17 protein-coding genes and 3 pseudogenes are annotated in these 21,239 nt (G+C 68.9%); 9 read left to right on the top strand and 11 right to left on the bottom strand.

The genetic code is table 11. The features are described 5' to 3' along the window. Positions 1 to 268 precede the first annotated feature (268 nt). From JNW87_RS04340 to JNW87_RS04305, 7 genes and pseudogenes are all read left to right on the top strand, one after another. Complete coding sequence (locus JNW87_RS04340) at positions 269 to 1,522, top strand: ROK family transcriptional regulator (RefSeq protein WP_238453116.1); 1,254 nt, start codon at positions 269 to 271, stop codon at positions 1,520 to 1,522. Between the two features lie 91 nt (positions 1,523 to 1,613). Next, on the top strand, positions 1,614 to 2,327 hold the full coding sequence (locus JNW87_RS04335) for an ABC transporter permease (protein WP_238453115.1): 714 nt from the start codon (positions 1,614 to 1,616) through the stop codon (positions 2,325 to 2,327). Next, positions 2,324 to 3,163 carry an ABC transporter ATP-binding protein gene (locus JNW87_RS04330; protein ID WP_238453114.1) on the top strand — a complete coding sequence of 280 codons (840 nt, stop codon included), beginning with the start codon at positions 2,324 to 2,326 and terminating at the stop codon, positions 3,161 to 3,163. Before JNW87_RS04335 ends, JNW87_RS04330 begins: the two co-directional genes overlap by 4 nt. A gap of 19 nt (positions 3,164 to 3,182) precedes the next feature. Beyond that, positions 3,183 to 4,184, top strand: coding sequence for an aliphatic sulfonate ABC transporter substrate-binding protein (locus tag JNW87_RS04325; RefSeq protein ID WP_238453113.1), 1,002 nt, complete (start codon positions 3,183 to 3,185; stop codon positions 4,182 to 4,184). Next, positions 4,181 to 5,683 (top strand): sulfatase-like hydrolase/transferase, encoded by a 1,503-nt coding sequence (locus JNW87_RS04320; RefSeq protein WP_309233903.1) that lies wholly within the window; start codon positions 4,181 to 4,183, stop codon positions 5,681 to 5,683. Before JNW87_RS04325 ends, JNW87_RS04320 begins: the two co-directional genes overlap by 4 nt. 44 nt (positions 5,684 to 5,727) lie before the next feature. Then, positions 5,728 to 7,160, top strand: a pseudogene (locus JNW87_RS04315) (sulfatase). Further along, the gene (locus tag JNW87_RS04305) at positions 7,157 to 8,203 is read left to right on the top strand and encodes a formylglycine-generating enzyme family protein (protein ID WP_238453109.1); all 1,047 of its coding nucleotides are present in this window, start codon (positions 7,157 to 7,159) and stop codon (positions 8,201 to 8,203) included. Before JNW87_RS04315 ends, JNW87_RS04305 begins: the two are co-directional and overlap by 4 nt. A 66-nt stretch (positions 8,204 to 8,269) precedes the next feature. On the opposite strand, the gene JNW87_RS04300 is transcribed toward JNW87_RS04305, so the two are convergent. The 3 genes from JNW87_RS04300 to JNW87_RS04290 form a co-directional block, all read right to left on the bottom strand. Beyond that, a complete protein-coding gene (locus tag JNW87_RS04300) occupies positions 8,270 to 10,651 on the bottom strand; it encodes a family 43 glycosylhydrolase (protein ID WP_238453108.1) in 2,382 nt (793 codons plus the stop codon). Between the two features lie 213 nt (positions 10,652 to 10,864). Then, entirely contained in the window at positions 10,865 to 11,989 is a 1,125-nt protein-coding gene (locus JNW87_RS04295) for a hypothetical protein (protein ID WP_238453107.1), read from the bottom strand. A 332-nt stretch (positions 11,990 to 12,321) separates the two neighbouring features. Continuing rightward, positions 12,322 to 13,272: a family 43 glycosylhydrolase gene (locus JNW87_RS04290; RefSeq protein ID WP_238453106.1), complete on the bottom strand. Its 951-nt coding sequence runs from the start codon at positions 13,270 to 13,272 to the stop codon at positions 12,322 to 12,324. Positions 13,273 to 13,832: 560 nt separating this feature from the next. Between JNW87_RS04290 and JNW87_RS41315 the strand changes: the two are divergent. Continuing rightward, a pseudogene (locus JNW87_RS41315) lies at positions 13,833 to 14,009 on the top strand (IS5/IS1182 family transposase); the annotation flags it as partial. Between the two features lie 67 nt (positions 14,010 to 14,076). Here the strand turns inward: JNW87_RS41315 and JNW87_RS04280 are convergent. From JNW87_RS04280 to JNW87_RS04245, 8 genes are all read right to left on the bottom strand, one after another. Further along, complete coding sequence (locus JNW87_RS04280) at positions 14,077 to 14,451, bottom strand: DUF202 domain-containing protein (protein WP_309233902.1); 375 nt, start codon at positions 14,449 to 14,451, stop codon at positions 14,077 to 14,079. Further along, the gene (locus JNW87_RS04275) at positions 14,448 to 14,858 is read right to left on the bottom strand and encodes a DUF202 domain-containing protein (protein ID WP_238453104.1); all 411 of its coding nucleotides are present in this window, start codon (positions 14,856 to 14,858) and stop codon (positions 14,448 to 14,450) included. The genes JNW87_RS04280 and JNW87_RS04275 overlap by 4 nt, the downstream gene beginning before the upstream one ends. Beyond that, positions 14,852 to 15,577, bottom strand: coding sequence for a sulfite exporter TauE/SafE family protein (locus tag JNW87_RS04270; protein ID WP_238453103.1), 726 nt, complete (start codon positions 15,575 to 15,577; stop codon positions 14,852 to 14,854). Before JNW87_RS04270 ends, JNW87_RS04275 begins: the two co-directional genes overlap by 7 nt. A 1-nt stretch (position 15,578) precedes the next feature. Further along, entirely contained in the window at positions 15,579 to 15,782 is a 204-nt protein-coding gene (locus JNW87_RS04265; RefSeq protein WP_238453102.1) for a hypothetical protein, read from the bottom strand. Further along, the gene (locus JNW87_RS04260; RefSeq protein ID WP_309233901.1) at positions 15,779 to 16,255 is read right to left on the bottom strand and encodes an N-acetylmuramoyl-L-alanine amidase; all 477 of its coding nucleotides are present in this window, start codon (positions 16,253 to 16,255) and stop codon (positions 15,779 to 15,781) included. The genes JNW87_RS04265 and JNW87_RS04260 overlap by 4 nt, the downstream gene beginning before the upstream one ends. Before the next feature lie 178 nt (positions 16,256 to 16,433). Beyond that, positions 16,434 to 16,718, bottom strand: a complete 285-nt coding sequence (locus JNW87_RS04255; RefSeq protein ID WP_375373463.1) for a sulfatase/phosphatase domain-containing protein — start codon at positions 16,716 to 16,718, stop codon at positions 16,434 to 16,436. 57 nt (positions 16,719 to 16,775) lie between these two features. Then, positions 16,776 to 17,927, bottom strand: a complete 1,152-nt coding sequence (locus tag JNW87_RS04250) for a sulfatase-like hydrolase/transferase (RefSeq protein WP_309233900.1) — start codon at positions 17,925 to 17,927, stop codon at positions 16,776 to 16,778. A gap of 114 nt (positions 17,928 to 18,041) precedes the next feature. Further along, positions 18,042 to 19,382 carry a family 43 glycosylhydrolase gene (locus tag JNW87_RS04245; protein WP_238453098.1) on the bottom strand — a complete coding sequence of 447 codons (1,341 nt, stop codon included), beginning with the start codon at positions 19,380 to 19,382 and terminating at the stop codon, positions 18,042 to 18,044. A 564-nt stretch (positions 19,383 to 19,946) separates the two neighbouring features. Between JNW87_RS04245 and JNW87_RS04240 the strand changes: the two are divergent. Beyond that, positions 19,947 to 21,116 (top strand): annotated as a pseudogene (locus JNW87_RS04240) (IS3 family transposase). Positions 21,117 to 21,239 lie beyond the last annotated feature (123 nt).

Here is a 21,239-nt window from a genome sequence, read left to right as displayed (position 1 = left end):
CTTTCGCGGGCACGACCAGACCGACGGCCGCGAGGTCTGGCGACCGGGTAGGCGTACGCGCCGCACCGGCGGCCGGCGCCGACCGGGAAACCCATGCGCGGCAGGGCCCAGGCCGTGACTGGCGGCCCGGCCAGGGGCGCACCGCCGGCGAGCGGTCAGGGTCGGGACTCCTGACAAATTCAAGCCGAATTTTGTCGGAAGGTTGACGGAATAATTCGCCGCTGTAACGGTCGTCACCGTGCCGTCATCAAACGGAGTGCATGCCCTCGTGCGGCTGACGCACGAGGAGCGCGTGTTACGCACCCTGCGGGAGCAGGGAGCGCTGAGCCGGAGCCAGATCGCCCGCGCCGTCGGGCTCTCGCGCTCTACGCTTTCCGAGATCACCGCGAGCCTCCTGCAGCGCGGCGCCATCGTGGTAGTGGATACCGACGCGGCGAAGCGCGAGGGCAGCGGGCGCCCGGCCGAACGGCTCGCCCTGGACCCCTCCTCCGGGCAGTTCATGGGGGTCGACTTCGGCCACCGGCGGGTCTGCGTTGCGGTTGCCGACGCGTCGCACGAGATCATCGCGTCCGGCTCTGAACGCTATGAGGACGACGCGCCGTGGCCGGAACGGCTGGACGCCGCCTTCCGGCTGATCGACCGGCTCACCGACGAGACGGACGTGCACTACGGCGCGCTGCAGGGCGTCGGTATCGGGGTGCCCGGACCGCATCCGGTTCCGCCGGCTGCGCACCCCGCACCACGGCAGGTCCCGGCACCGGGCCTGCTCGACACCGTCGAGGACGTCGGCGCCGCGTTCGCGAGCCGGTTCGACGCCTCGGTGCTGGTGGACAACAACACCCGCTTCGCCGCTCTCGCCGAGGCGATCAGTGGTAGCGGCACCGTCGACGACCTGATCTACGTACGGGTTTCCGACGGAGTGGGTGGTGGCCTGGTCGTGGGCGGCCGCCTCGTCACGGGATCGACCGGCCTCGCCGGCGAGTTCGGCCACGTCAGGGTCAACGTGCACGGCGGGTCGTGCCGGTGCGGCAAGAACGGCTGCCTGGAGACCGTCGCGTCGGTACCGGCGATCCTGGCGAACTGCCGGACCCGCGGCGTCGCGGTCGACGACCTCGACGAACTCCGCGCGGCGGTCGAACGGTCACACCCGATCGTCGAGCAGGTGTTGCGTGCGGCGGCCGCCGCCATCGGCCGGGTCGTCGGCACGGCGGCGATGGCGCTGAACCCTGCCGAGATCGTCATCGGCGGCGAGATCGTGCGCGTCGCCCCCGTCATCGTCCAGCAGGTCCGCGCCACCATCGCCTACGAGCTCCTGCCGGATGCCGCCAGCATTCCGGTCGTCCGTGCGGCGGAGCTCTCAGACGACGACGGCGCGCTGGGCGGCCTGGCCGCGCTGTTCCACAGTTCGCCGCTGCTGGCGGCCTACCCCGAGCCCCCGAAGGCAGGCGCCGCCGGCAGCGGGGGCGGTATCCGCGTCCCGCAGACCACGATCGAAAGGGTGTCCCATGGCCGTCATCACTGAACCGGCTGCGCACACCGGACGTGACAACCGGCTCGCGTCATCGCAGACGCGCCGCGGCCGTCCACGCGGACTGCCGCTGGCGTTGAACGCTGTGTCCATCGCGCTCGGCATCGGCGTCTGGTGGGCCCTCGCGGCCCTCGGCGTGAAGGTGCCACAGCCGACCGAGGTCGTCTCGCGGGCCGGGGACCTGCTCGCCGACGGCACGCTGGAGAACGACATCCTGGTCAGTCTCGGTCGGGTGCTGGCCGGGTTCGTCCTCGGTACGGCGGCGGCCATCCCGATCGGTTTCCTCATGGGGTGGTACGGCGTCGTGCGGGGCCTGGTCGAGCCGTGGATCCAGTTCTTCCGCACCATCCCGCCGCTGGCCATCATCCCGCTCGCGATCGTGCTGATGGGCATCGACGAGGCGCCGAAGATCTTCGTCATCTTCCTGGCGGCCTTTCTGGCCTGCGTCATCTCCACGTTTCAGGGCGTGGTGAGCGTCGACCGCACGCTGATCAACGCGGCGCGGGTGCTCGGCACGCGGGATGCCGGAATCTTCGTCCGGGTGGTGGTGCCCGCCTCCACTCCGTTCATCCTCGTGGGCATGCGGGTCAGCCTCGGCTCGGCGTGGGCCACGCTGGTCGCCGCCGAGCTGATCGCCGCCCAACAGGGCCTGGGCTACCGCATGCAGAACGCGCAGCTCTACTACGACCTCCCGACGATCTTCGTCGGCCTGATCTCGATCGGAATCCTCGGCCTGCTGATGGACCGCGTGCTGCTCGTGGCCGAACGCAGGCTGACCGGATGGCAGGAGCGCCGATGACCACCTCGAATTCGCCACGTCCCGGCACGCAGGCCGCCAAGATCTCGGTACAGGCGGTCACCAAGACGTTCTCGCTGGGCCGGCAGACGTTCACCGCACTCGACCAGGTGTCTCTCGACATCGCTGACAACGAGTTCGTCACCGTGGTCGGGCCGTCGGGTTGCGGAAAGAGCACCCTGCTCAACATCCTCGCCGGGCTGGAGGAGCCGACCGAGGGCCACGCGATTGTCGACGGGACACCCGTGTCCGGACCAGGTCCCGAACGCGGCGTCATCTTTCAGCAGTACGCGCTCTTCCCCTGGCTGACCGTACGCAAGAACGTGGAGTTCGGCCTGAAGACCGCCCGCGTGCCGAAGGCGGAGCGCCGCGAGCGGGCCGAGTACTTCATCCGGATGGTCGGCCTGGAGGACTTCGCCGACGCCCTGCCGAAGATGCTCTCGGGTGGCATGCGGCAGCGCTGTGCCATCGCCCGCGCGTACGCGGTGAACCCGTCGATCCTGTTGATGGACGAGCCCTTCGGCGCCCTCGACGCCCTCACCCGGGTCAAGCTCCAGGAACAACTGCTCGACACGTGGAGCAAGGAGCAACGCACGGTCATGTTCATCACGCACGACGTGGACGAGGCCGTGTTCCTCGCCAACCGCGTCGTCGTCATGGCGGCACGGCCCGGACGCATCTACGACGTCATCGACGTCGACCTCCCGTATCCCCGATCGGAGGAGTTTCGGCTGAGCCCCGAGTTCGCCGCGCTCCGCAACCGGGTCTGGCACTCGGTCTACCACCAGGACGGCACCACCCCTTCCTCACCCCCCGCACCGTCACTCACGACGGCCTGATCCGAAGGACGTTTTGATCATGAGAACCTCCCGCAGACTCCTCGCCGGCGCCGCCGCCGGTGCCATCGTCGCCGCGCTGCTCACCGGCTGTGAAAGTGACTCCGGCTCCGGCTCCGGGGGCAAGGCGGAGGAGGTCACGTTCGGATACATCGGCGATTTCAACGGCACCAGCCTGCTCGCCATCGCCAACGACCAGAAGCTCTGGGCGAAGCACGGGCTCAAGGCCGACGCCAAGGTGTTCACGAACGGTCCGCTGCAGATCCAGGCCCTCGGTGCCGGCGACCTCGACTTCGGCTACATCGGGCCCGGCGCCATGTGGCTGCCCGCCTCCGGTCAGGCCAAGGTCGTCGCGATCAACACCCTGGGCAACGCCGACCGGGTCATCGCCCAGCCCGGTATCACGTCCATCCAGCAGCTCAAGGGCAAGACCGTCGGCGTCCCGGAGGGCACGTCGGGTGACATGATCCTCACGCTCGCGTTGAAGAAGGCGGGCATGACGAAACAGGACGTCAAGGTCGTCCCGATGGACCCCTCCACGATCGTCTCGGCGTTCTCGTCCAAGAAGATCGACGCCGCCGGCTTCTGGTATCCGGCGACCGCGACGATCAAGAAGCAGGTACCGGACCTGGTCGAGCTCGCCAAGAACGACGACTTCGCCTCCGAGGTCTCCTTCCCCACCGCGTTCGTCGCCGGCAACCAGGTCGTCGCCAACGAGAAGGCGAAGACCGAGAAGGTGCTCGCCGTGCTGCGCGACGCGATGCGCTACCGCTCCGAGAACATGGACCAGAGCATCGCGCTGACCGCGAAGATGCTCAAAATCCCGGTGGACCAGGTCAAGGCCGACGCGGCCAACGTCAAGGTCCTCTCAGTCGACGAGCTGGACACGATGACCAAGGACGGCACCATCGACAAGTGGCTCACCGGGATGAGCGACTACTTCGTCCAGGCGGGCAAGCTGAAGTCTCCGGCGGACCCGAAGAGCTACTACACCGGCGACCTGTTCATGGCGGCAGCCCAGTGACCGGACCGAAGAACATCCTCTTCCTGATGACCGACCAGCACCGGGCGGACACGCTCGGGGTGTACGGCAGCCCCCGGGCGACGCCCGTCCTGGACGAGCTGGCACGGACCGGAACCCGGTTCGACCGGTGGTACACGCCCACCGCGATCTGCACTCCGGCCAGGGCCAGCCTGCTCACCGGTCAGGCGCCCTTCCGCCACAAACTGCTGGCCAACAACGAACGCAACGTGGGATACATCGAGGACCTGCCGGACGGGCAGTTCACCTTCTCGGCGGCGTTGCGGCAAGCGGGCTACAACTGCGGCCTCATCGGCAAGTGGCACGTGGGCACGGAGAAGACAGCGCGCGACTTCGGCTTCGACGGGCCGGAGCTGCCGGGCTGGCACAACCCCGTGGACAACCCCGACTACCTGGCCTATCTCGCCGAGCGGGACCTCCCGCCCTACGAGATCTCCGACCGGATCCGCGGTACGCTGCCCAACGGCGGCCCCGGCAACCTGCTGGCCGCACGCCTGCACCAGCCGGTGGAGGCGACCTTCGAGCACTACCTGGCCACCCGCACCATCGAACTCCTCGAACGGTACGCGGAGGCCGCCCGGGACCGCGACCAGCCGTTCTTCCTCGCCCTGCACTTCTTCGGCCCGCACCTGCCGTACATCCTCCCGGACGAGTACTTCGACCTCGTCGATCCCGCGGACGTCGAACTGCCGCGCTCGGTCGCCGAGACCTTCCACGGCAAACCCCCGGTGCAGAAGAACTACAGCGCGCACTGGACCTTCGACACCATGCCGATCGAGACCACCCGCAAACTCATCGCCGTGTACCACGGTTACGTGGCGCTCATCGACCGGCAGATCGGGCGCGTGCTGGACGCCCTGCAACGCCTCGGTCTCGTCGAGGACACCTCGGTGTTCTTCACCTGCGACCACGGAGAGTTCACCGGCGCGCACCGACTGCACGACAAGGGGCCGGCGATGTACGAGGACATCTACCGCACCCCGGGCCTGCTCCGGGTGCCGGGCGAGCCTGGCGGCGTGGTCCGCACCGAGTTCGTCAGCCTGCTGGACTGCACGGCGACGATCCTCGAACTCGCCGGTCTCGACCCGAAGTCGGCGGTCGACTCGCGCAGCCTGCTGCCGCTGGTCGGCGGCGGTGAGGCGCGCTGGGAGGAGGACCTCGTGTGCGAGTTCCACGGCCACCACTTCCCGTATGCGCAGCGGATGCTGCGGACGGACCGCTACAAGCTTGTGGTCAACCCCGACTCGGTGAACGAGCTGTATGACCTGCAGCTCGACCCGGACGAGTTGCTCAACGTCTACGAGCACCCCGAGATGGCGGAGATCCGGACGCGGATGATGCACCGGCTGTACCAGCTCCTGCAGGAACGGGGCGACAAGTTCTACCACTGGATGACGTCCATGTACGACGTCGGGGAGACCCGCTACGACCCGACGCTGAGCGGCCTGGACGAGGCGACCTACCAGGGGTCGAACCCGTGACCTCGGGCGCGTCGAACGGCCGACCTCGACGGCCCGACATCGTCATGATCCTCACCGACGATCACGCCGCGCACGCCGTCGGCGCCTACGGGTCGGCCGTCAACCGCACGCCGCGGATCGACGAGATCGGCGAGCACGGGGTCCGCTTCGAAAACTGCTTCGTCACCAACTCGCTGTGTTCGCCGAGTCGCGCCACGATCCTCACCGGCACGTACAGCCACGTGAACGGGGTGAAGACCCTCGTCACGCCGATCGACGCGGCCCAGCCGACCTTCGTCTCCCAGCTCCGCGACGCCGGCTATCGCACCGCGATCGTCGGCAAGTGGCACCTGGGCGACGGCGCAGGGCACGACCCACAGAACTTCGACTACTGGGACGTGCTAATCGAACAGGGTGAATACTTCGATCCCCGGTTCCTGTCCGCCGAGGGCCTGCGTACCGAACGCGGCTACGCCACGGACGTCATCACGGACCTGTCCCTGCGGTGGCTCGACTCGCTGGACGGGGACGACCCGTGGTGCGTCCTGATCTGCCACAAGGCGCCCCACCGCTCGTGGGAGCCCGACGAGGCGCACGCCGGAATGTACGCGGGCCACATCCCGGTGCCCGTCACCTTCGCCGACGACTACGCCACGCGCACCTCCTCAGCGCGACGCGCAGCCATGCGGATCGCGGACCACCTGACGCTGGAGGACCTCAAACAGCCGGTCCCCGACGGGATGTCGTACGAGGAGCAGGCCCGGTGGAAGTACCAGCGGTACATGGAGGACTACCTGGCCTGCGTCGCCTCCGTCGACGACAACGTGGGCCGGGTCATCGACTGGCTCCGGCAGCGGGGCCGTTTCGACGACACCGTCCTGATCTACTCCTCCGACCAGGGCTTCTTCCTGGGTGAGCACGGGTGGTTCGACAAGCGCTTCATGTATGAAGAGTCGCTGCGTATGCCCCTGCTGCTGAGCTGTCCACGGGCGGTCGCCGGCGGCCAGGTGCACGACGGGATCGTCACGAACGTCGACTTCGCACAGTCGATCCTGGACGCGCCGGCGTGCCGTACCACGAGCGGATGCAGGGCCGCAGTTTCTGGCCCGACCTGACCGGCACCCGGGGCGAGCCCCCGGCGGAGGGGATGTACTACCGGTACTGGGAGCACGACGACAGCAACCACCGGACACCAGCCCACTACGGATACCGTACCGCCCGCCACAAGCTCATCTACTTCTACAACGACGGCCTCGGCGTCCCCGGCAGCTCATCGCGAACCTATCCACCGGAGTGGGAGCTCTACGACCTGCTCGAGGATCCGAACGAGGTGCGCAACGTCTATGACGACCCCGCTTACGTCGAGGTACGTGAGGACCTCAAGGCGCGAATGTGGCTGGCCCAGGCGGCCGTCGGCGACGAACCGCACCCGAGCCACCCGGTGCCGGAGCGTCTCCGCCGGGACCGCCCGGCCGCGAGCTGGTCGGAGTGCCGATGAACCAACGGCACGACGATCCCCGGGAGCACCGCTCCGCCTGCTGCGCACCCGGCGTGCGAGCCGTCCAGGCGGCGCTCGGACCCGGTGATCCCCCGGTCGCGGCCCCCGAGCCCGAGCCAAGCGTCACCGTCCGGTCCCCCGCCGCAACCGCGGCCGCGCGGTCGGCCACCAGCCGGCACACCGCCGCACAGGTGGACGTGCCGGGCGGCCGGTTCGGGATGGGCGACGCAAGCGGCGACGGCAACGCCGGTGACGGTGAGGGCCCCGTCCACCCAGTCATCCTCTCGCCGTTCGCCATCGACACCACCCCGGTCACCAACGCCGACTTCGCGCGCTTCGTGGCCGCCACGGGCTACCGCACCGAGGCCGAGACGTTCGGCTTCTCCGCCGTGTTCCACCTGGCCGTCCGGGCCGCCCCCGACGAGGTGATGGGCCCGGCGGCCGGCACCCCGTGGTGGCTCGGCGTGCGCGGGGCCGACTGGCGGCATCCGCACGGCTCGCGCTCCGACCTCGACGGGCTGGACGACCACCCGGTCGTCCAGGTGAGCTGGAACGACGCGATGGCCTACTGCCGGTGGGCCGGCCGCCGACTGCCCACCGAGGCCGAGTGGGAGTACGCCTCCCGCGGCGGTCTTGACGGCGCCCGGTACCCCTGGGGGGATCGCCTCCTCGACGACGACGGCAGGTGGCGCTGCAACATCTGGCAGGGCCGCTTCCCGACCCGCAACGACCTCGACGACGGATACCTGACCACGGCACCGGTCCGCACGTTCGCACCGAACGCCTTCGGCCTGTGGCAGACCGTCGGCAACGTCTGGGAATGGTGTTCCGACTGGTACGACCCCGGCTACTACGCGCACTCGCCGGAGCGTGACCCGCAGGGGCCGCTGTCCGGGAGCGCCCGAGCGCTGCGCGGGGGCTCCTACCTCTGCCACGACTCCTACTGCAACCGGTACCGCAACTCTGCCCGCTCGGCGAACACACCCGATTCGTCCATGGGCAACGCCGGCTTCCGCACGGTCGCCCTCGGGCCGGTCACCTGACCGGCAGCCCTGGCACGGAGAGGCCGGTACGCCACTGGCGTACCGGCCTCTCCGGCTGCTGCCCGGTCAGCGGGAGACGAGCCCGTAGGTGCGCACGTAGTCGAAGCTGGCGACTGCCCCGGCACCGCCCATCGAGACGAGCCCGATCCGCAGCTTGCCGCGCATCGGAAGCGACCAGGTGCCGCCCCACACCCAGTGCGTCCCGTCGGTGCTGGACGCCATCCGCACGTCATGCTCCTGGTGGGCGGCGTCGTAGTGGTAGACCAGACGTAGCCACGTCGTCCCAGCCGGCGGACCGCCGAACATCGGCCCGTTGAACACCGGCATCGGGGGCGTGGTGGTAGACCGCTCACCCTCCTTGCCGAACTCGGTCTGGTGTGTCACCGCACCGGGAATGCGGTTGATCGGTAGCACGGAGTGGACCAGCTTGAGGTAGCGGTCGTCGTTCTCGTACAGGACGATGCCCGCCTGCTGCGCGGGGTTCGTGCCGGTGAAGTCCAGCTTCGTCTCCACCGCGAAGTCGCCCTCAGGCGCGTCGCGCAGCAGCACCGATGCCGTGTTGTTGGCGTTGTACAGGTCGGCGCTCTGGGTGGACCACGTGAGGGCGCCACCACTCTCGCTGGCGGCGGCCGACGTCCCGCGGACCCAGCCCCATGACGGGTCGGACGACTCGGGGCGGCCTGTTGCGTTGAACTCGTCCGAGTAGGCCGGCTTGAGATCGCCCAGCACCGGGTCGGACATTCGCTCGGTGACCGGCTGATAGAGAGGTGCCGCGCTGATGTTGTCCGCCTGCCCGGGCGCGTTGAGCGACGCCGCGCCGATTCGGCCGGGTGCCGGGGTGTCCGGGAGCGAGGTGTGCACGACCGCCTGGGGGTCGCGCAGCCGGTCCGCCGAGACGTCGACGCTCAGGCTGGTACCCCTGAGTTCGGCGGAAACCGTGTGCCAGCTGCCCAGGTCGAAGGACGCGGGCAGCGGAGCGCTGGTCTCGGTGGTGTTCCCGCGGTCGGTCACCGACACCACCAGTGCCCGGCGGCCGCGGTCGAGCCACGCGACGACGCGATTCTGCGGGCCACGGTCGGAGATCACCAGCCCGACCGAACCGGTGTCACCGGCCTGTGGCAGGCGCAGATCACCCTCGATCCGCCGGTCGTCGGAGACGGGGGCAGCCTGGACGAACAGCGACGGCTGCGTCGGGGAGCCGGCCTGGGACAGCACACCCTGCGCGTCGGGCACCTGCGTGACGGTCCACTCGCCGACGCCGGCTCCCGCGGGAACCCACTCGGGCGGGATTGCGTCGTTGAAGGTGCTGCCCGCGGCGGCCTGGGTGACCGGTGCCGACTGCTCACCGCTCGACGGCCCGGCCCCGGCGCGCAGCACCGGCCAGCCCCCGATCCAGTCGAGGCGGTCGATCATCAGTGGTCGCTTCGACAGCGCGGCCAACCGCCCGCCGCCACCGCTCACCGGCGGGAAGTCCGGATCGTCGGCCGGGATCGCGTGGTAGACGAGCCAGTCCTGGCCGGAGAGGTCGGTCTGGATCGCGTTGTGTCCCGGCCCGACGAAGCCGTTGCCGTTGGCGGCGGCGACGATGCCACCCTTGCTCCCCCGGTCCGTGAGGGACTGCCCCTCCTGGTTGACGAACGGCCCGCGCGGGTCGTCGGCGCGTCCCACCTTGACGGTGTATCCGCTGAACGCGCCGTCGCAACAGCCGGCGTCGGAGAAGAACAGGTAGTAGTGGCCGTCGCGCTTGACGACGAAGCCGCCCTCGGCACGCCGTCCCTGAGCCACCTGGGTCACCGGGCCGGTCAGCGCGGTCGCGTCCGGGGTCATCGCCGAGACGCAGATGGTGTCGTAGCTGCCCCAGTAGAGGTAGTGCGTGCCGTCGGAGTCGGTGAACATCGCCTGGTCGATGCTGCCCGTGGGGCAGCCACTGTTGTTCGCCGGGACGAGCAGGCCATGGTCGGTCCACGGCCCGGTGGGATGGTCGCTGGTCAACAGTGCGACTCCGCCGCCAGAGAGGCTGTAGGTCAGGTGGTAGGTGCCGTCGACATATCTGATGTCCGGCGCCCAGGGTCGCGTCCCGGCGGGCCACCAGGTGGGGGTCGCGCCGGCGGCGATCGCGTCTCCCGCGTACTGCCAGGAGACCATGTCGGTCGATCGCAGCATCGGCAGGATGTGCTCGCCCGCCTCGCCCTTGCTGTTGAAGATCGGGTTGGTGGTGCCGTAGGCGTACCACGCGCCGTCCTTGCCGCGGATCATGGTCGGATCGGGGAAGGTGTCGACAACGTTCTGGCTCACCGGATTCGCATACGTACTGACCTGATGGGCGGGCGCCGGCGGGGGCGAGGCGGTCGCTGCGGAGACCGCGTGGGGGAACGCGATGCCGGTGACGAGCAACGGCACCGCGAGGACCGTGCCGATGAGCGGCCGGAGGGTGGAAAGAGCTGTCATCTACGCATCTCCCTTGTCGTTGCAGAGATCCACGGCACGACGAATCGGCGGAATCGGTCCGCTGCGCCGTGCGGTGGTGTGGCTTGGCCGGACACGACCGTCGTGCAACGGCCGGAAACATGCCGTGCCGACGTGGTGAAGGCTTGGTCTCTCCGGCGGTGGCCCATTCGAGATTTCCTCGCCGCCGAGCGACGCCGACTCGACGATGCGGGCTCACATGCCGGGCACTGCCTCCTCATCGCCCCGGCTCTGTTCCGGAGCCAGCTGCAGGTCGCGGAAGTCGTCGATCCACGGGTAGCCCCGCCCGGCCAGCCCGTTGGCCGCCGACTGCACCGTGTACGGCGCGAACACGCTGTTGAGCAACCACGGCACCTTGTCCGGGCCGAAGTTCTGCACCATGAGAGTGTCCTGTCTGAAGCCGTAGCTGGCCATGGCCAACCGCCCGGTGGCCCGGAACGTTTCCATCTGGTCGCGCAGGTAGTGCTTCTGGCTCTCCAACCAGGGGCTGCTGGACAGGAAGTCGTCCCATTGCTGCTGCGGGAACGGGCGCGCGATTGCTGCCTGGATCACCTGCCAGACCTTCGCGTCGGCGGGGAATCCGTAGCGCTCGGCGAAGCCGGCCGAGACCGGGTCGCCCATGTGCTCCTTCCAGTACCAGACGAGGGAGAACTCCGTGGCCAGGAACGTCTGGTTGGGTCGCAGCCGAGGAAGTACGTAGTCGAGGAACGGCTGGGCCGCTTCCCGGCTCGGCACGTGCGGATGGATGTCGACGCCCTGGATGTCAGGTGTCTCCCGGACGAACCGCATCCAGCGTTCAGCGGCCGGTGTGCGGCGGTCCGGCAGGTCGAGGCGGTTGAGCGCGCCCATGTAGAGCCGTGTCTTGCAGGCCGGCGCGCAGTGCGCCCGGCGATAGGCGATGACCCGCTGGGCCACGGCCTCGTAGAAGTGGTTCAGGACGTCGGTGCGGTCCTGCGGGCGGCTCTCGATGAACGGCTCGTTACCGATCACCAGGAGGTCCACCCGTCCCATGACGACCGGCAGAACCTTCTCCAGGCGGGCCATCTCGCCGGCCATCGCTTCGGTGCCCGCCGCCGGCATCTCCGTCTCGGCCAGGGGGAACTTCAGGCTGAGTGCAGTGCCGTAGCCGCGCCGCGCGGCGTCCAGCACGGTACGGAGCGTGGTCGTGTCCGCGGGGTCGCCGTGGTCCGCGGCCGGCATGGTGAAGAATCCCCGAATCCAGGTGGCCCGGGCGGCCTGCAGTTCCCGGTAGTTGACGCTGTCGAGATTCTGGTTGAAGTTGGCACCGAGAACACCGTCGGCGGCGTGTGCGCGGGTCATGGAACCGTCGGGCGTCGTATCGGGTACAACACCGGCCTGCGCGCCCACGGCCGATGGCGTCGCGGCCGACACGAGTCCCGCTGCCACAGCGATTACCGACAACAGTCGACGTAACATTCCATTCCTCCCGAGAGGCATTTACATTGCGCTGCCGAGGTTAGGAAGGTCAGATTGTTCCGGCAATGATCCGACACAATCAAATTTGGCGTGACTCCGGCCGGCCGGGCACCTCGACACCCAGCGTCACTTTCACCGCCCGGTTGCCGGGCCAGGGGTGAACACGGTGCGGCGGCCGGTCTCCGAGCAGGAGAAACGGCCGTCGCACCGATGTGTCAGGCGGTTATCGTCCGGCCCGGGTTCCGGCGCTCGACGTACAGGCGGCTGCCCGCCGGGCCGGTCCATTCGACACGCACGACACCGGGCACGGCGGCGTCGGCGATGCGCGACGGGTCGGACCAGTAGCCGAAGTTGGGATTACGGAAGAACGTCGCCCACACTTGGCCGCTGCGATCCACGAAAAAGTTGTTGTGGCCGGCTCCGACACCCGCGGTCCACCGCTTGGAATACGGTCCCTCGAAATTGTCCGAGACCGCGACTATCGCGTCGTACTGATACTGGGTGCGACCCGGGCCGGGCGGGTCGTAGGCGTACCGCGTGCTGCCGTCGGGATTGATCGACGTGCGGTCCCACGCGGCCTGGAGGAGGTAGTACCTGCCCTCGTACTTGAACACGTACGCGCCTTCGAGATACGGCTCGGGTGAATAGGGCATCTGCTGGAACTTCGGGAGGTTCGTCGTCGGGACGATGTCCTCCATGTCGTCCCGGAACTTCGCGTACAGGTCGTTGTGCAGCACGAGCCACGCGTCGTCGCCCTCCGTGTAGAGGCTGCCGTCGATGTGGTGGTAGGCGCCGGGCGGAATGAACTTGGGTCCCCCGATGAAGGAGTCACCGAAGGGCTTCTCGAGGTTGCCCTCGATGAGCCGGTACGGGCCCTCGACCCCGCCCTCGCTCACGAGCAGGAAGGACCCGACCTTCCGGGAGTGGTCACCCATACAGGCGACGATGTACCACGTGCCGCGAAAGTAGTGCACCTCCGGCGCCCAGGCCTGGCCGCGCTTGCCGAACTGGTCGTCGTACCAGTACTCCTGCCAGGGAGCGACGACCGTGCGTCCCGGCCGGTTCTCGCCGACGAACTCGGGTGACCACACCTTGCCCCGCTCGGCGTCGGGCCGGATGCCGGTGGTGTCGGCCAACGTCCACGGTCCCTGCAGGGACGGGGACACCCACACGAAGATGCCGTCGTTCCACGGGCCGCCGCCCCGAGCCCCGGCACCCGGGTGGTGCCCGTGGCGACGTAGATCGGACGGCCGTCGACGACGAAGCAGTTGACGTAGGTGTCCCGCATCCAGACCTGGCCGCGCTCCTCGTCCCGGGGACGTAGCTCGAGCGGGAGGATGAGGGAGTTGTCCTCACGCGGCCACAGGTCCAGCCGGTTGTCCGCGAGCCCGTACGGCTCCGGGTCGGGCCAGTTCGACGGGTACGGCCGCGTCGACGCGACCTCCGCCGGTGCCGCCTGTGCTGCGGTAGCGGGAAGTGTCGCCACTCCGAGGAAGCCAGCGACACCGGCCAACAAGGACCGCCGGTCGACGTGCAACCCGTTGTCGGAACTGCTCATCAGTCACGTCCTCCTAGTCATGCAGGGCGTTTGCCCTGCCTGCGAGGCAGGTTAGTGAGCCTGATTTCGACAGTGAACAGATGACAAAATGGTTTTTGGTGCGCGTCCACGGCGGCCGGGCACCGACATCGCGGAAGCTCTGGGCGCCGGCTGAAGCCACATGTGCCCAAGACGGGCCAGCGGGGCGGGCGTTTGGAAGAGCCACCGCAGGGTGATCGACGGGATCCTCTTCGGGGAGCGGACCGGAGTGCCCTGGCGAACTTCCGGGCCGTGGCCACGAGGTATGACAAGCGGGCACACGTCTTCCACGGCACCGTCACCGTCGCCGCGATCCGGCTCTGGCTGTCCATGATCCGCCGGATGGAACCTGGCGGTGCGGCGCGCGAAAACCAGTGGTTGAAGAAGGTGAGGGTCAGTGTGACCCGGCCAGTACGGAGAGTGCCACGCTGAGACCGCCGGCGGCGGTTGCGAGCGCGACCGCCGCCAGCCAGGGGCCGGGCGGACGGGCCGAGCTCAGCACGGCAGAGGCAGTAGAAGGTGGTAGGCGCCGCCGCAGCGCCGCTGCGGCGACGATGACGGCCGTCGTCGCGCTGACGACGGCGGCCAGGAAGATCCATCCGCCGAGGTGCGGCAGAAGGAAGCGGCCGACGGCAGCCGACGCGACGACAAGGGCGGCTGCGGTACGCCGCCACGCCAGCACTGTGCGTTCCACCTGCAACCCGCGATCAGCCGACGAGACCGGCCCCGGGGAGGGGTCTGGGGACGGCGAGGAGCCATGGTCGATCACAGGATGAGCCCCAGAAGGACCAGGACGCCGACGAGCATGAGACCCCCACCGACCGGCACGGCCATCAGCGGTGGCGGGAGGCCTCTTCCCCGTCTCAGGGCGAGTTCGGTGCGGACCCAGCCGAACCAGGCCTGGGCCGGGGCGGCGACGCCCAGCAGGATCAGCACGATCGCTGACGCTCGGCGCAACCCGGGCACGATCGGCAGGTTCACCGCCTCCAACGCCACGCCTGCGGCGAAGAGCGCCAGAGAGGTTCGGATCCACGCCAGGAAGGTGCGCTCGTTGGCGAGGCTGAACCGTGGATCCGGGTCGCTGCCCTGACTGAAGACGTGGCGGGGCCACCGGGTCGACGCGCCCGGAGGCGTCGGCCTGCCCGCGTGCGAGGTTGAGGAACGTCGTCTCACCACGCCGAAAGCCCCTTGGCGATCGCAATGACGCTTCCCATGAGGGCGAGCGCCAGCACCCAACGCCGGGTAGCCGTCTCCGGCAACCACCGCGCCAGCCAGTGCCCGCCACCGATCCCGATCAGCATCGCCACCCCGCAGGCCAGTAGCAGTCTCCACGACAGGACCGGAGGACCCTTCGCCGCAAGCGACAGCACGTTCGTCACCAGGCCGACCAGCTGCACGGTCGGGACGAAGCTGCGGTGCTCCCAGTCGGTGCTCACGGCGTAGACCGCGAGTGGCGGCCCGCCCGTCCCCGCCGTGGTGTTGAAGAAGCCTGATGCGAACCCCGACGCCACCGCCCCGCCCCGCTGCCTGAGAACGGGCATGCTCTGGCCCACCGCCACCCAGGTCACGGCTCCCGCCGTGATCAGGCCGATGCCGACGAGCAAGACCGGGCCCGGCAGCTCCCGGACCACCCAGACCCCCAGTGGCAGGGCCAGGATCACGCCGGTGATCATCTGGACGGCCACGCGGCGGCGCAGCGCCCGGGCGGTCACGGACAGCACGATCAGGTTGATCACCGCTGAGAGCAGGTTGGCCAGGGTCACGCCCGAGAAGGGGCCGAGGATCACGACCAGGAACGGGGCGGCCACCAGGGCGAAGCCCAGGCCGGTTGCTCTCTGCATGGTGGCGCCGAGCGCGACCGCGCCGACCGCGAGCACGTCGCCGAGGGGCACCATCTCAGTGCGACACGGCGTCGTCGACCACGTCGGCGAGGCGTCGCAGCCGGTCGACCGAAGTCGTGCGCAGGTCGTCGGCCATGGTCGGGCTGCCGACCACCGAGGCCCAGACCGTGCGGCCGGCGAGGACACCTGAAGCCCCCGGCGCGGACCCCAGGCCGCCCGGGTTGGCGCGGTAGCGCCGCCCCCTCGGGGTCCGCCTCACCTCTCGGTTCTCACCTTCCGGACCAGTTCGAGATAGTGATCCCAGTCCCAGTTGGCTCCGGGGTCGGTGTGGGTGGCGCTGGGCACCTCGTTGTGACCGAGGATGTGGGTTCGGTCCAGTGGAATTGCATGGCGTGCGCACACGGCCGCGGTGAGCGCCGCGGAGGAGGCGTACATCTCCTCGGTGAACCATGCGGTGGAATTGACCCAGCCCTCGTGTGTGATGCCGATGCTGCGGTTGTCGTAGTCGGGATTGCCGGTGTGCCAGGCGATGTCCTTCTCCCGGACGCACTGGCCGATGTGGCCGTCTGCCGAGCGGAGCAGATAGTGGGCCGAGGTTTGCCGGTCGGGATTCTGGAAGACGGCGAGGGCGTCGTCGAAGTGCTCCTGCGTGACGTGGATGACCACGTAGTCGATCGGATGGTTGCGAGGGCGCCCGCGGGGCGGTAGTTGGCGGGAGAGGCTGGTAGCCACTGCGCGCCGGGGTAGTCGACGACCGCGAGGGAACGGCTGGTTCCGACCGCGGAAGCGGTTTTGGCGGTGGCTGCGGTGGTGGCTGCCGTGGCCAGGGTGACGGCGGCGGCACCGCGCAGGACCGTACGGCGTGATAGGCGAGGCTGCGGGTTGCCGTCGCTGCGGCGGATCGATTCGGTCATGCTCCGTGCGCCTCCGAGGTCCGGTACCAGTTGTGCTGGGCGAGCCTGGCGTTGTACTTCCCCTTCGGCAGGTCGTCGGTGAGCCGGACCGACCATCGCTGCAGTCGCTGCATGAGTTCGGCCTTGACGCCACGCAGGCTCGGATCGTCGAAGCGGTTGTGCAGCTCCATCGGATCCTTCTCGAGGTCGTACAGCTCACCGGGGTCGGAGACGTGCTCGTAGAGCTTGTAGTTGTCGTACCGGATCATCCGTGACGAGCCGCTCTGGGTCACGCTGTTCAGCTCGTCGTATCTGGTGCCTTCGTAGGGGAAGTGCAGCGGTGGCCGGGCGTCGTCGGGCTAGGGTAGGCCGCCGTAGCCGCGCTCGGTGACGATGTCGGCGAACTCCGCGGCCGGGTAGTCGGAGCCGGTGAGCATCTGCCACAGGCTGCGGCCCTGGACACCCAGGGGGATGGGACGGCCGATCGCCTCGCACACGGTGGGCAGGATGTCGGCGATCGAGACGAAGTCCTTCTTGTTGTCCTGAGTTTCGACGCCGCAGCCGTGCACGATCATGGGGATGCGCGCCAGGACCTCGGGGATGCCGGCGCCCTTGCGTTGCAGGCCGTATTCGGCGGCGTAGTCGCCGTGGTCGGCGAGGAAGATCAGCAGGGTGTTGTCATACAGTCCCTGCTCCTTCAGGTGGTCGACGAGCCGGCGCCACTGGTCGTCGATGAGGCGGAGCATGCCGCAGTAGGTGGCACGGTAGCGGCGCCAGATGTCGTCGTAGCCGGGCCGCTTCTCCTCCACCAGGTCACGTAGCCACTTGTAGGCGCCGCCTTTGGCCTCCGCGGCCTCGGGGCCAGAGAGCCGGTTGGGGATCTTGTCCTCGGCGAACATCGAGAAGTACGGCTCCGACACCTGGTACGGGTTGTGCGGCTCGGGCGTGGAGACGAAGGCGAAGAACGGCTTGTCCGGGTCCCGGGCGTCTATCTGCTGGATGGCGTCGGAGACGATCCGGTACGGATACTGCTGCTCCGCCGGGAACGGGGTGGGTTCGCGCGTCGGGCCCATGTCGATGGAGTTCAGATAGGCGGTGAAGGCGCGCTGCTCGGCGGTGGTGTCCGGCGCCATCGTGTGCCCGTACTCGGAGAAGGCGTCGTAGTCCTCCGCCTTGTTTCGGTACATGTGGGTCTTGCCGGCGTAGAACAGCTGGTAGCCGGCGCCGCGCAACACATCGAGCAGGTCGTCTCCGCGCGACACGTCCACCGTGCTGGTGTTGGAGTTCTGCCGTATGCGGTGAGTGCTGGGCCATCTGCCGGTGAGCAGGCTGGTGCGCGCCGGGACGCAGGCCGGTGCGGTGGTGTAGGCGCGGCGGAAGCGGGTGCCTTGGGCGGCGATGGAGTCGAGAAAGGGCATCGTGTCCAGTTCGAAGCCCACGCCTCTGGTGAAGTCGGCGCGGACCTGATCGGACATTGCGAATATGATGTTCGGAGCGGTCGGGCAGGTCACAGGGTTCCTTTCCAGTAGGAGTGCGAGCGGAACAATCGGGCGGGGACGCGGATCAGCCGGCCGGTGCGCTGCGTGGGCTGACGCCCGACACGGGGAGATCACGTCGCCTTGCCTTCACTCGCTGACGGCAAGGCCTCGGCTCTGGCGCCGGACGTACAGGCGGTTGCCCTGCGGGCCAGTCCACTCCAGGCGGACGACGCCGGGCACCGCGGCGTCGGCGCTGCGTGCCGGGTCGGCCCAGTAGCCGAAGTTCGGGTTGCGGAAGAAGGTCGCCCACAGTCCGCCGTCGGCGTCCTCGAAGATGTTGTTGTGGCCGGCGCCCACGCCCAGGGTCCAGCGGCGGGAGTACGGGCCCTCGAAGTGGTCGGCGGCGGCGACGATCGCGTTGTAGTGGTGCTGCGTCCGGCTGGGGGCGGCCGTGTCGTAGGCGTGGCGGGTGCTGCCGTCGGCGGCGGTCGAGGTGCGGTCCCACGCGGCGTGCAGCAGGTAGTACTTGCCGCCGTGCTTGAAGACGTACGCGCCCTCCAGGTAGGGCTCAGGGGAGTAGGGCTGTTGCTGGAACGCCGGGAGGTCCGTCGTCGGGACGATGTCCTCCATGTCGTCCCGGAACCGGGCGTACACGTTGTTGTGCAGCACCAGCCAGGCGTCGTCGCCCTCGGTGTACATGCCGCCGTCGATGTGGAAACGCGCCCCGGGATCGATGTACGGCGCGTCGGGGAGCGCATCGCCGAAGGGCTTGTCGAGGTTGCCGGCGGCGAGCCGGTACGGTCCCTCGACGCCGCCCTCGCTCACCAGCAGGAACGAGCCGACCTTCTGCGCGCGATCGCCCATGCACGCGACGATGTACCAGGTGCCGCGGAAGTAGTGCACCTCCGGCGCCCAGACGTTGCCGCGCTTGCCGAAGGTGTCGTCGTACCAGTACTCCTGCCACGGGGCGACGACCGTGCGCCCGGGCCGGTTCTCGCCGGCGAACTCCGGCGACCACACCTTGCCGCGCTCGGCGCCGTGGCGGACGCCGGTGGTGTCGGCCAGCCGCCACGGGCCGCGCAGGGACGGCGCCGTCCACACGAAGACCCCGTCGTTCCACGGGGTGGCCGTGGTGAGCCCGGGCACGCGGGTGGTGCCGGTGGCGACGTAGAGCGGACGGCCCGCAACCCTGAAGCAGTTGACGTAGGCGTCGCGCATCCAGACCCGGCCGAGTCCCTCGTCGCGCGGGCGCAACTCGAGCGGCAGAACGAAGGAGTTGTCCTCCCGCGGCCACAGGTCCTTGCGGGTGTCCGCAAGGCCATACGGCTCGGGGTCGGGCCAGTTCGACGGGTAGCGCCCCGTCGGCGTGCCATCCGGGGAGTCAGGCGCTGCCTGCGCGGTAGCCGCGGGAAGGCCCGCCGCCGCTCCCAGGGCGGCGACACCGGCCAGCAGGGTCCGTCGGTGCAACCCGCACTTGGTACTGGTCATCAGTCGCGTTCTCCTTCGTTGTCCGGGATGCCGATACCTGCCCGACGGGAGTGGTGCCTGCTGTCTCTGGTGCGTGCCCTGTCGACGATTGGGCACATGCCGCTGCGGGCCAGGTCGGTGGGGCCGTGGACGTCCTGGACGTCTGCTCAGGTCGTGGAGCCCGCTCCGGCCGAATCGGACGTCTGCAAGCTGGTTCGAGCACGAGCGCTTCGTGCTCGAACCCGGGATTTGTAGGGGGCCGTCCAATGGCTGCCATGGCGCAAACAGCATGTGTAGGACATTTTTTGCCGTCAACAGGCCGTACAAATACCTGGGGTGTCCGGGCTTCACCCCTTTCGCCGCGCCGAGGCCTTTGCGCAGGTCCTGCGAGCAGTCGGCCGACCAGCTGGCGTGTCACGATTGCGTAACGGGATCCCTGGGAGGTGTCTGATCGGACGGTTGGTCAGCCGCCCAGCGTCAGTGGGGCACTGCTGTCCCGCATCGGCCCATAACGGAAGGTGAGCTTCCCCCGGTTTCCCGGACACCTGAGCTGAGGCGACACTGGTCGCCGAGGGAGGAGTTCGGATGCCCGCACCACACCCGCCGGAGTTTCGTCAGCGCGCGGTCGAGTTGGCTCGGCTGCGGGACAAGCCGATCCGGGAGATCGCCAAGGATCTGGGGATCTCCGAGTCGTGTCTGCGGAACTGGCTGGCCCAGGCCGACACCGACGACGGTAAGCGCGAGGGCCTGACCAGCGACGAACGCAGAGAGCTCGCGGCGCTGCGTAAGGAGAAGCGGCGCTTGGAGGTGGAGAACGAGATCCTGCGCCGGGCTGCGGCCTACTTCGCGCGGGAGAATGTCCTCCCAAAATGATCTACCCGGTCGTCGCCGATCTCGCCGCTGGCGGGAACGCGGTGGCGGTGGCGTGCCGGGTCCTGGGGGTGTCGACGTCGGGCTACTACGACTGGCGCGGCCGGCCCGTGTCCCGTCGCCAGGCGGCCGATCAGGCGCTCGGTGAGCTGATCCGCGACATCCATCAGATGTCGCGGGGCACCTACGGATCCCCGCGGGTGCACGCCGAGCTGCGCCTGGCCGCAGGAGTGCGGTGCGGCCGCAAACGGGTGCAGCGGCTCATGCGACATGCCGGTCTCCAGGGCGTCTACCGGCGCCGGCGGCGTGGCTGCACCGTGCGCGATCCTGCCGCCCAGCCCAGTGCGGACCTGGTCAACCGGCAGTTCGTCGCCGACCGGCCGGACGCGCTGTGGGTTACCGACATCACCCAGCACCGCACCCAGGGCGGCTGGGTGTACTGCGCGGTGGTGCTGGACGTGTTCGCCCGCCGGGTCGTGGGTTGGCCAATCGCCGACCACCTGCGCTCCGAGCTGGTCATCGACGCTCTGGACATGGCCCGCTGGCGACGGCACCCCGACCGAGGGGCAGACCGTGGTCCACTCCGATCACGGCAGTCAATATACCAGCTGGGCCTTCGGGCAGCGGCTGCGATCGGCCGGGCTGCTCGGCTCGATGGGCTCTATCGGTGACTGCTACGACAACAGCATGGTCGAGTCGTTCTTCGGCTCCATGCAGCTCGAACTGCTCGACCGCCAGCCCTGGGCAACCCGCCAGGAACTGGCCAATGCCATCTTCGAGTGGATCGAGGCCTGGTACAACCCACGCCGACGCCACTCAAGCCTTGGCAACCTGTCCCCGATCGACTACGAACGACAACACACCCCGGCCGCAGCCGCGGCCTGACCATCACACAGAGGCCGTCCGGACAACCGGGGGAAGCTCAGCGATGACGAGACTCGCGGGGAGTAGCGGTCGTGACGGCGAGTTGCAAGTATGCCGACATGGACTCCCAACCCCCTCAAGTAC

Origin of the sequence: Micromonospora sp. ATA51 (assembly GCF_016802855.1) — a bacterium.
GTDB classification, from domain to species: domain Bacteria; phylum Actinomycetota; class Actinomycetes; order Mycobacteriales; family Micromonosporaceae; genus Micromonospora; species Micromonospora sicca.
This window is presented reverse-complemented; position numbering and strand designations above follow the sequence as displayed.

Bases quoted from the DNA above. Each gene is read 5' to 3' on its own strand.
- JNW87_RS04330 (WP_238453114.1), top strand. From the start codon at position 2,324: ATGACCACCTCGAATTCGCCACGTCCCGGCACGCAGGCCGCCAAGATC.
- JNW87_RS04270 (WP_238453103.1), bottom strand. From the start codon at position 15,577: ATGGTGCCCCTCGGCGACGTGCTCGCGGTCGGCGCGGTCGCGCTCGGC.
- JNW87_RS04305 (WP_238453109.1), top strand. From the start codon at position 7,157: ATGAACCAACGGCACGACGATCCCCGGGAGCACCGCTCCGCCTGCTGC.
- JNW87_RS04300 (WP_238453108.1), bottom strand. From the start codon at position 10,651: ATGACAGCTCTTTCCACCCTCCGGCCGCTCATCGGCACGGTCCTCGCG.
- JNW87_RS04245 (WP_238453098.1), bottom strand. From the start codon at position 19,382: ATGACCAGTACCAAGTGCGGGTTGCACCGACGGACCCTGCTGGCCGGT.
- JNW87_RS04295 (WP_238453107.1), bottom strand. From the start codon at position 11,989: ATGACCCGCGCACACGCCGCCGACGGTGTTCTCGGTGCCAACTTCAAC.
- JNW87_RS04325 (WP_238453113.1), top strand. From the start codon at position 3,183: ATGAGAACCTCCCGCAGACTCCTCGCCGGCGCCGCCGCCGGTGCCATC.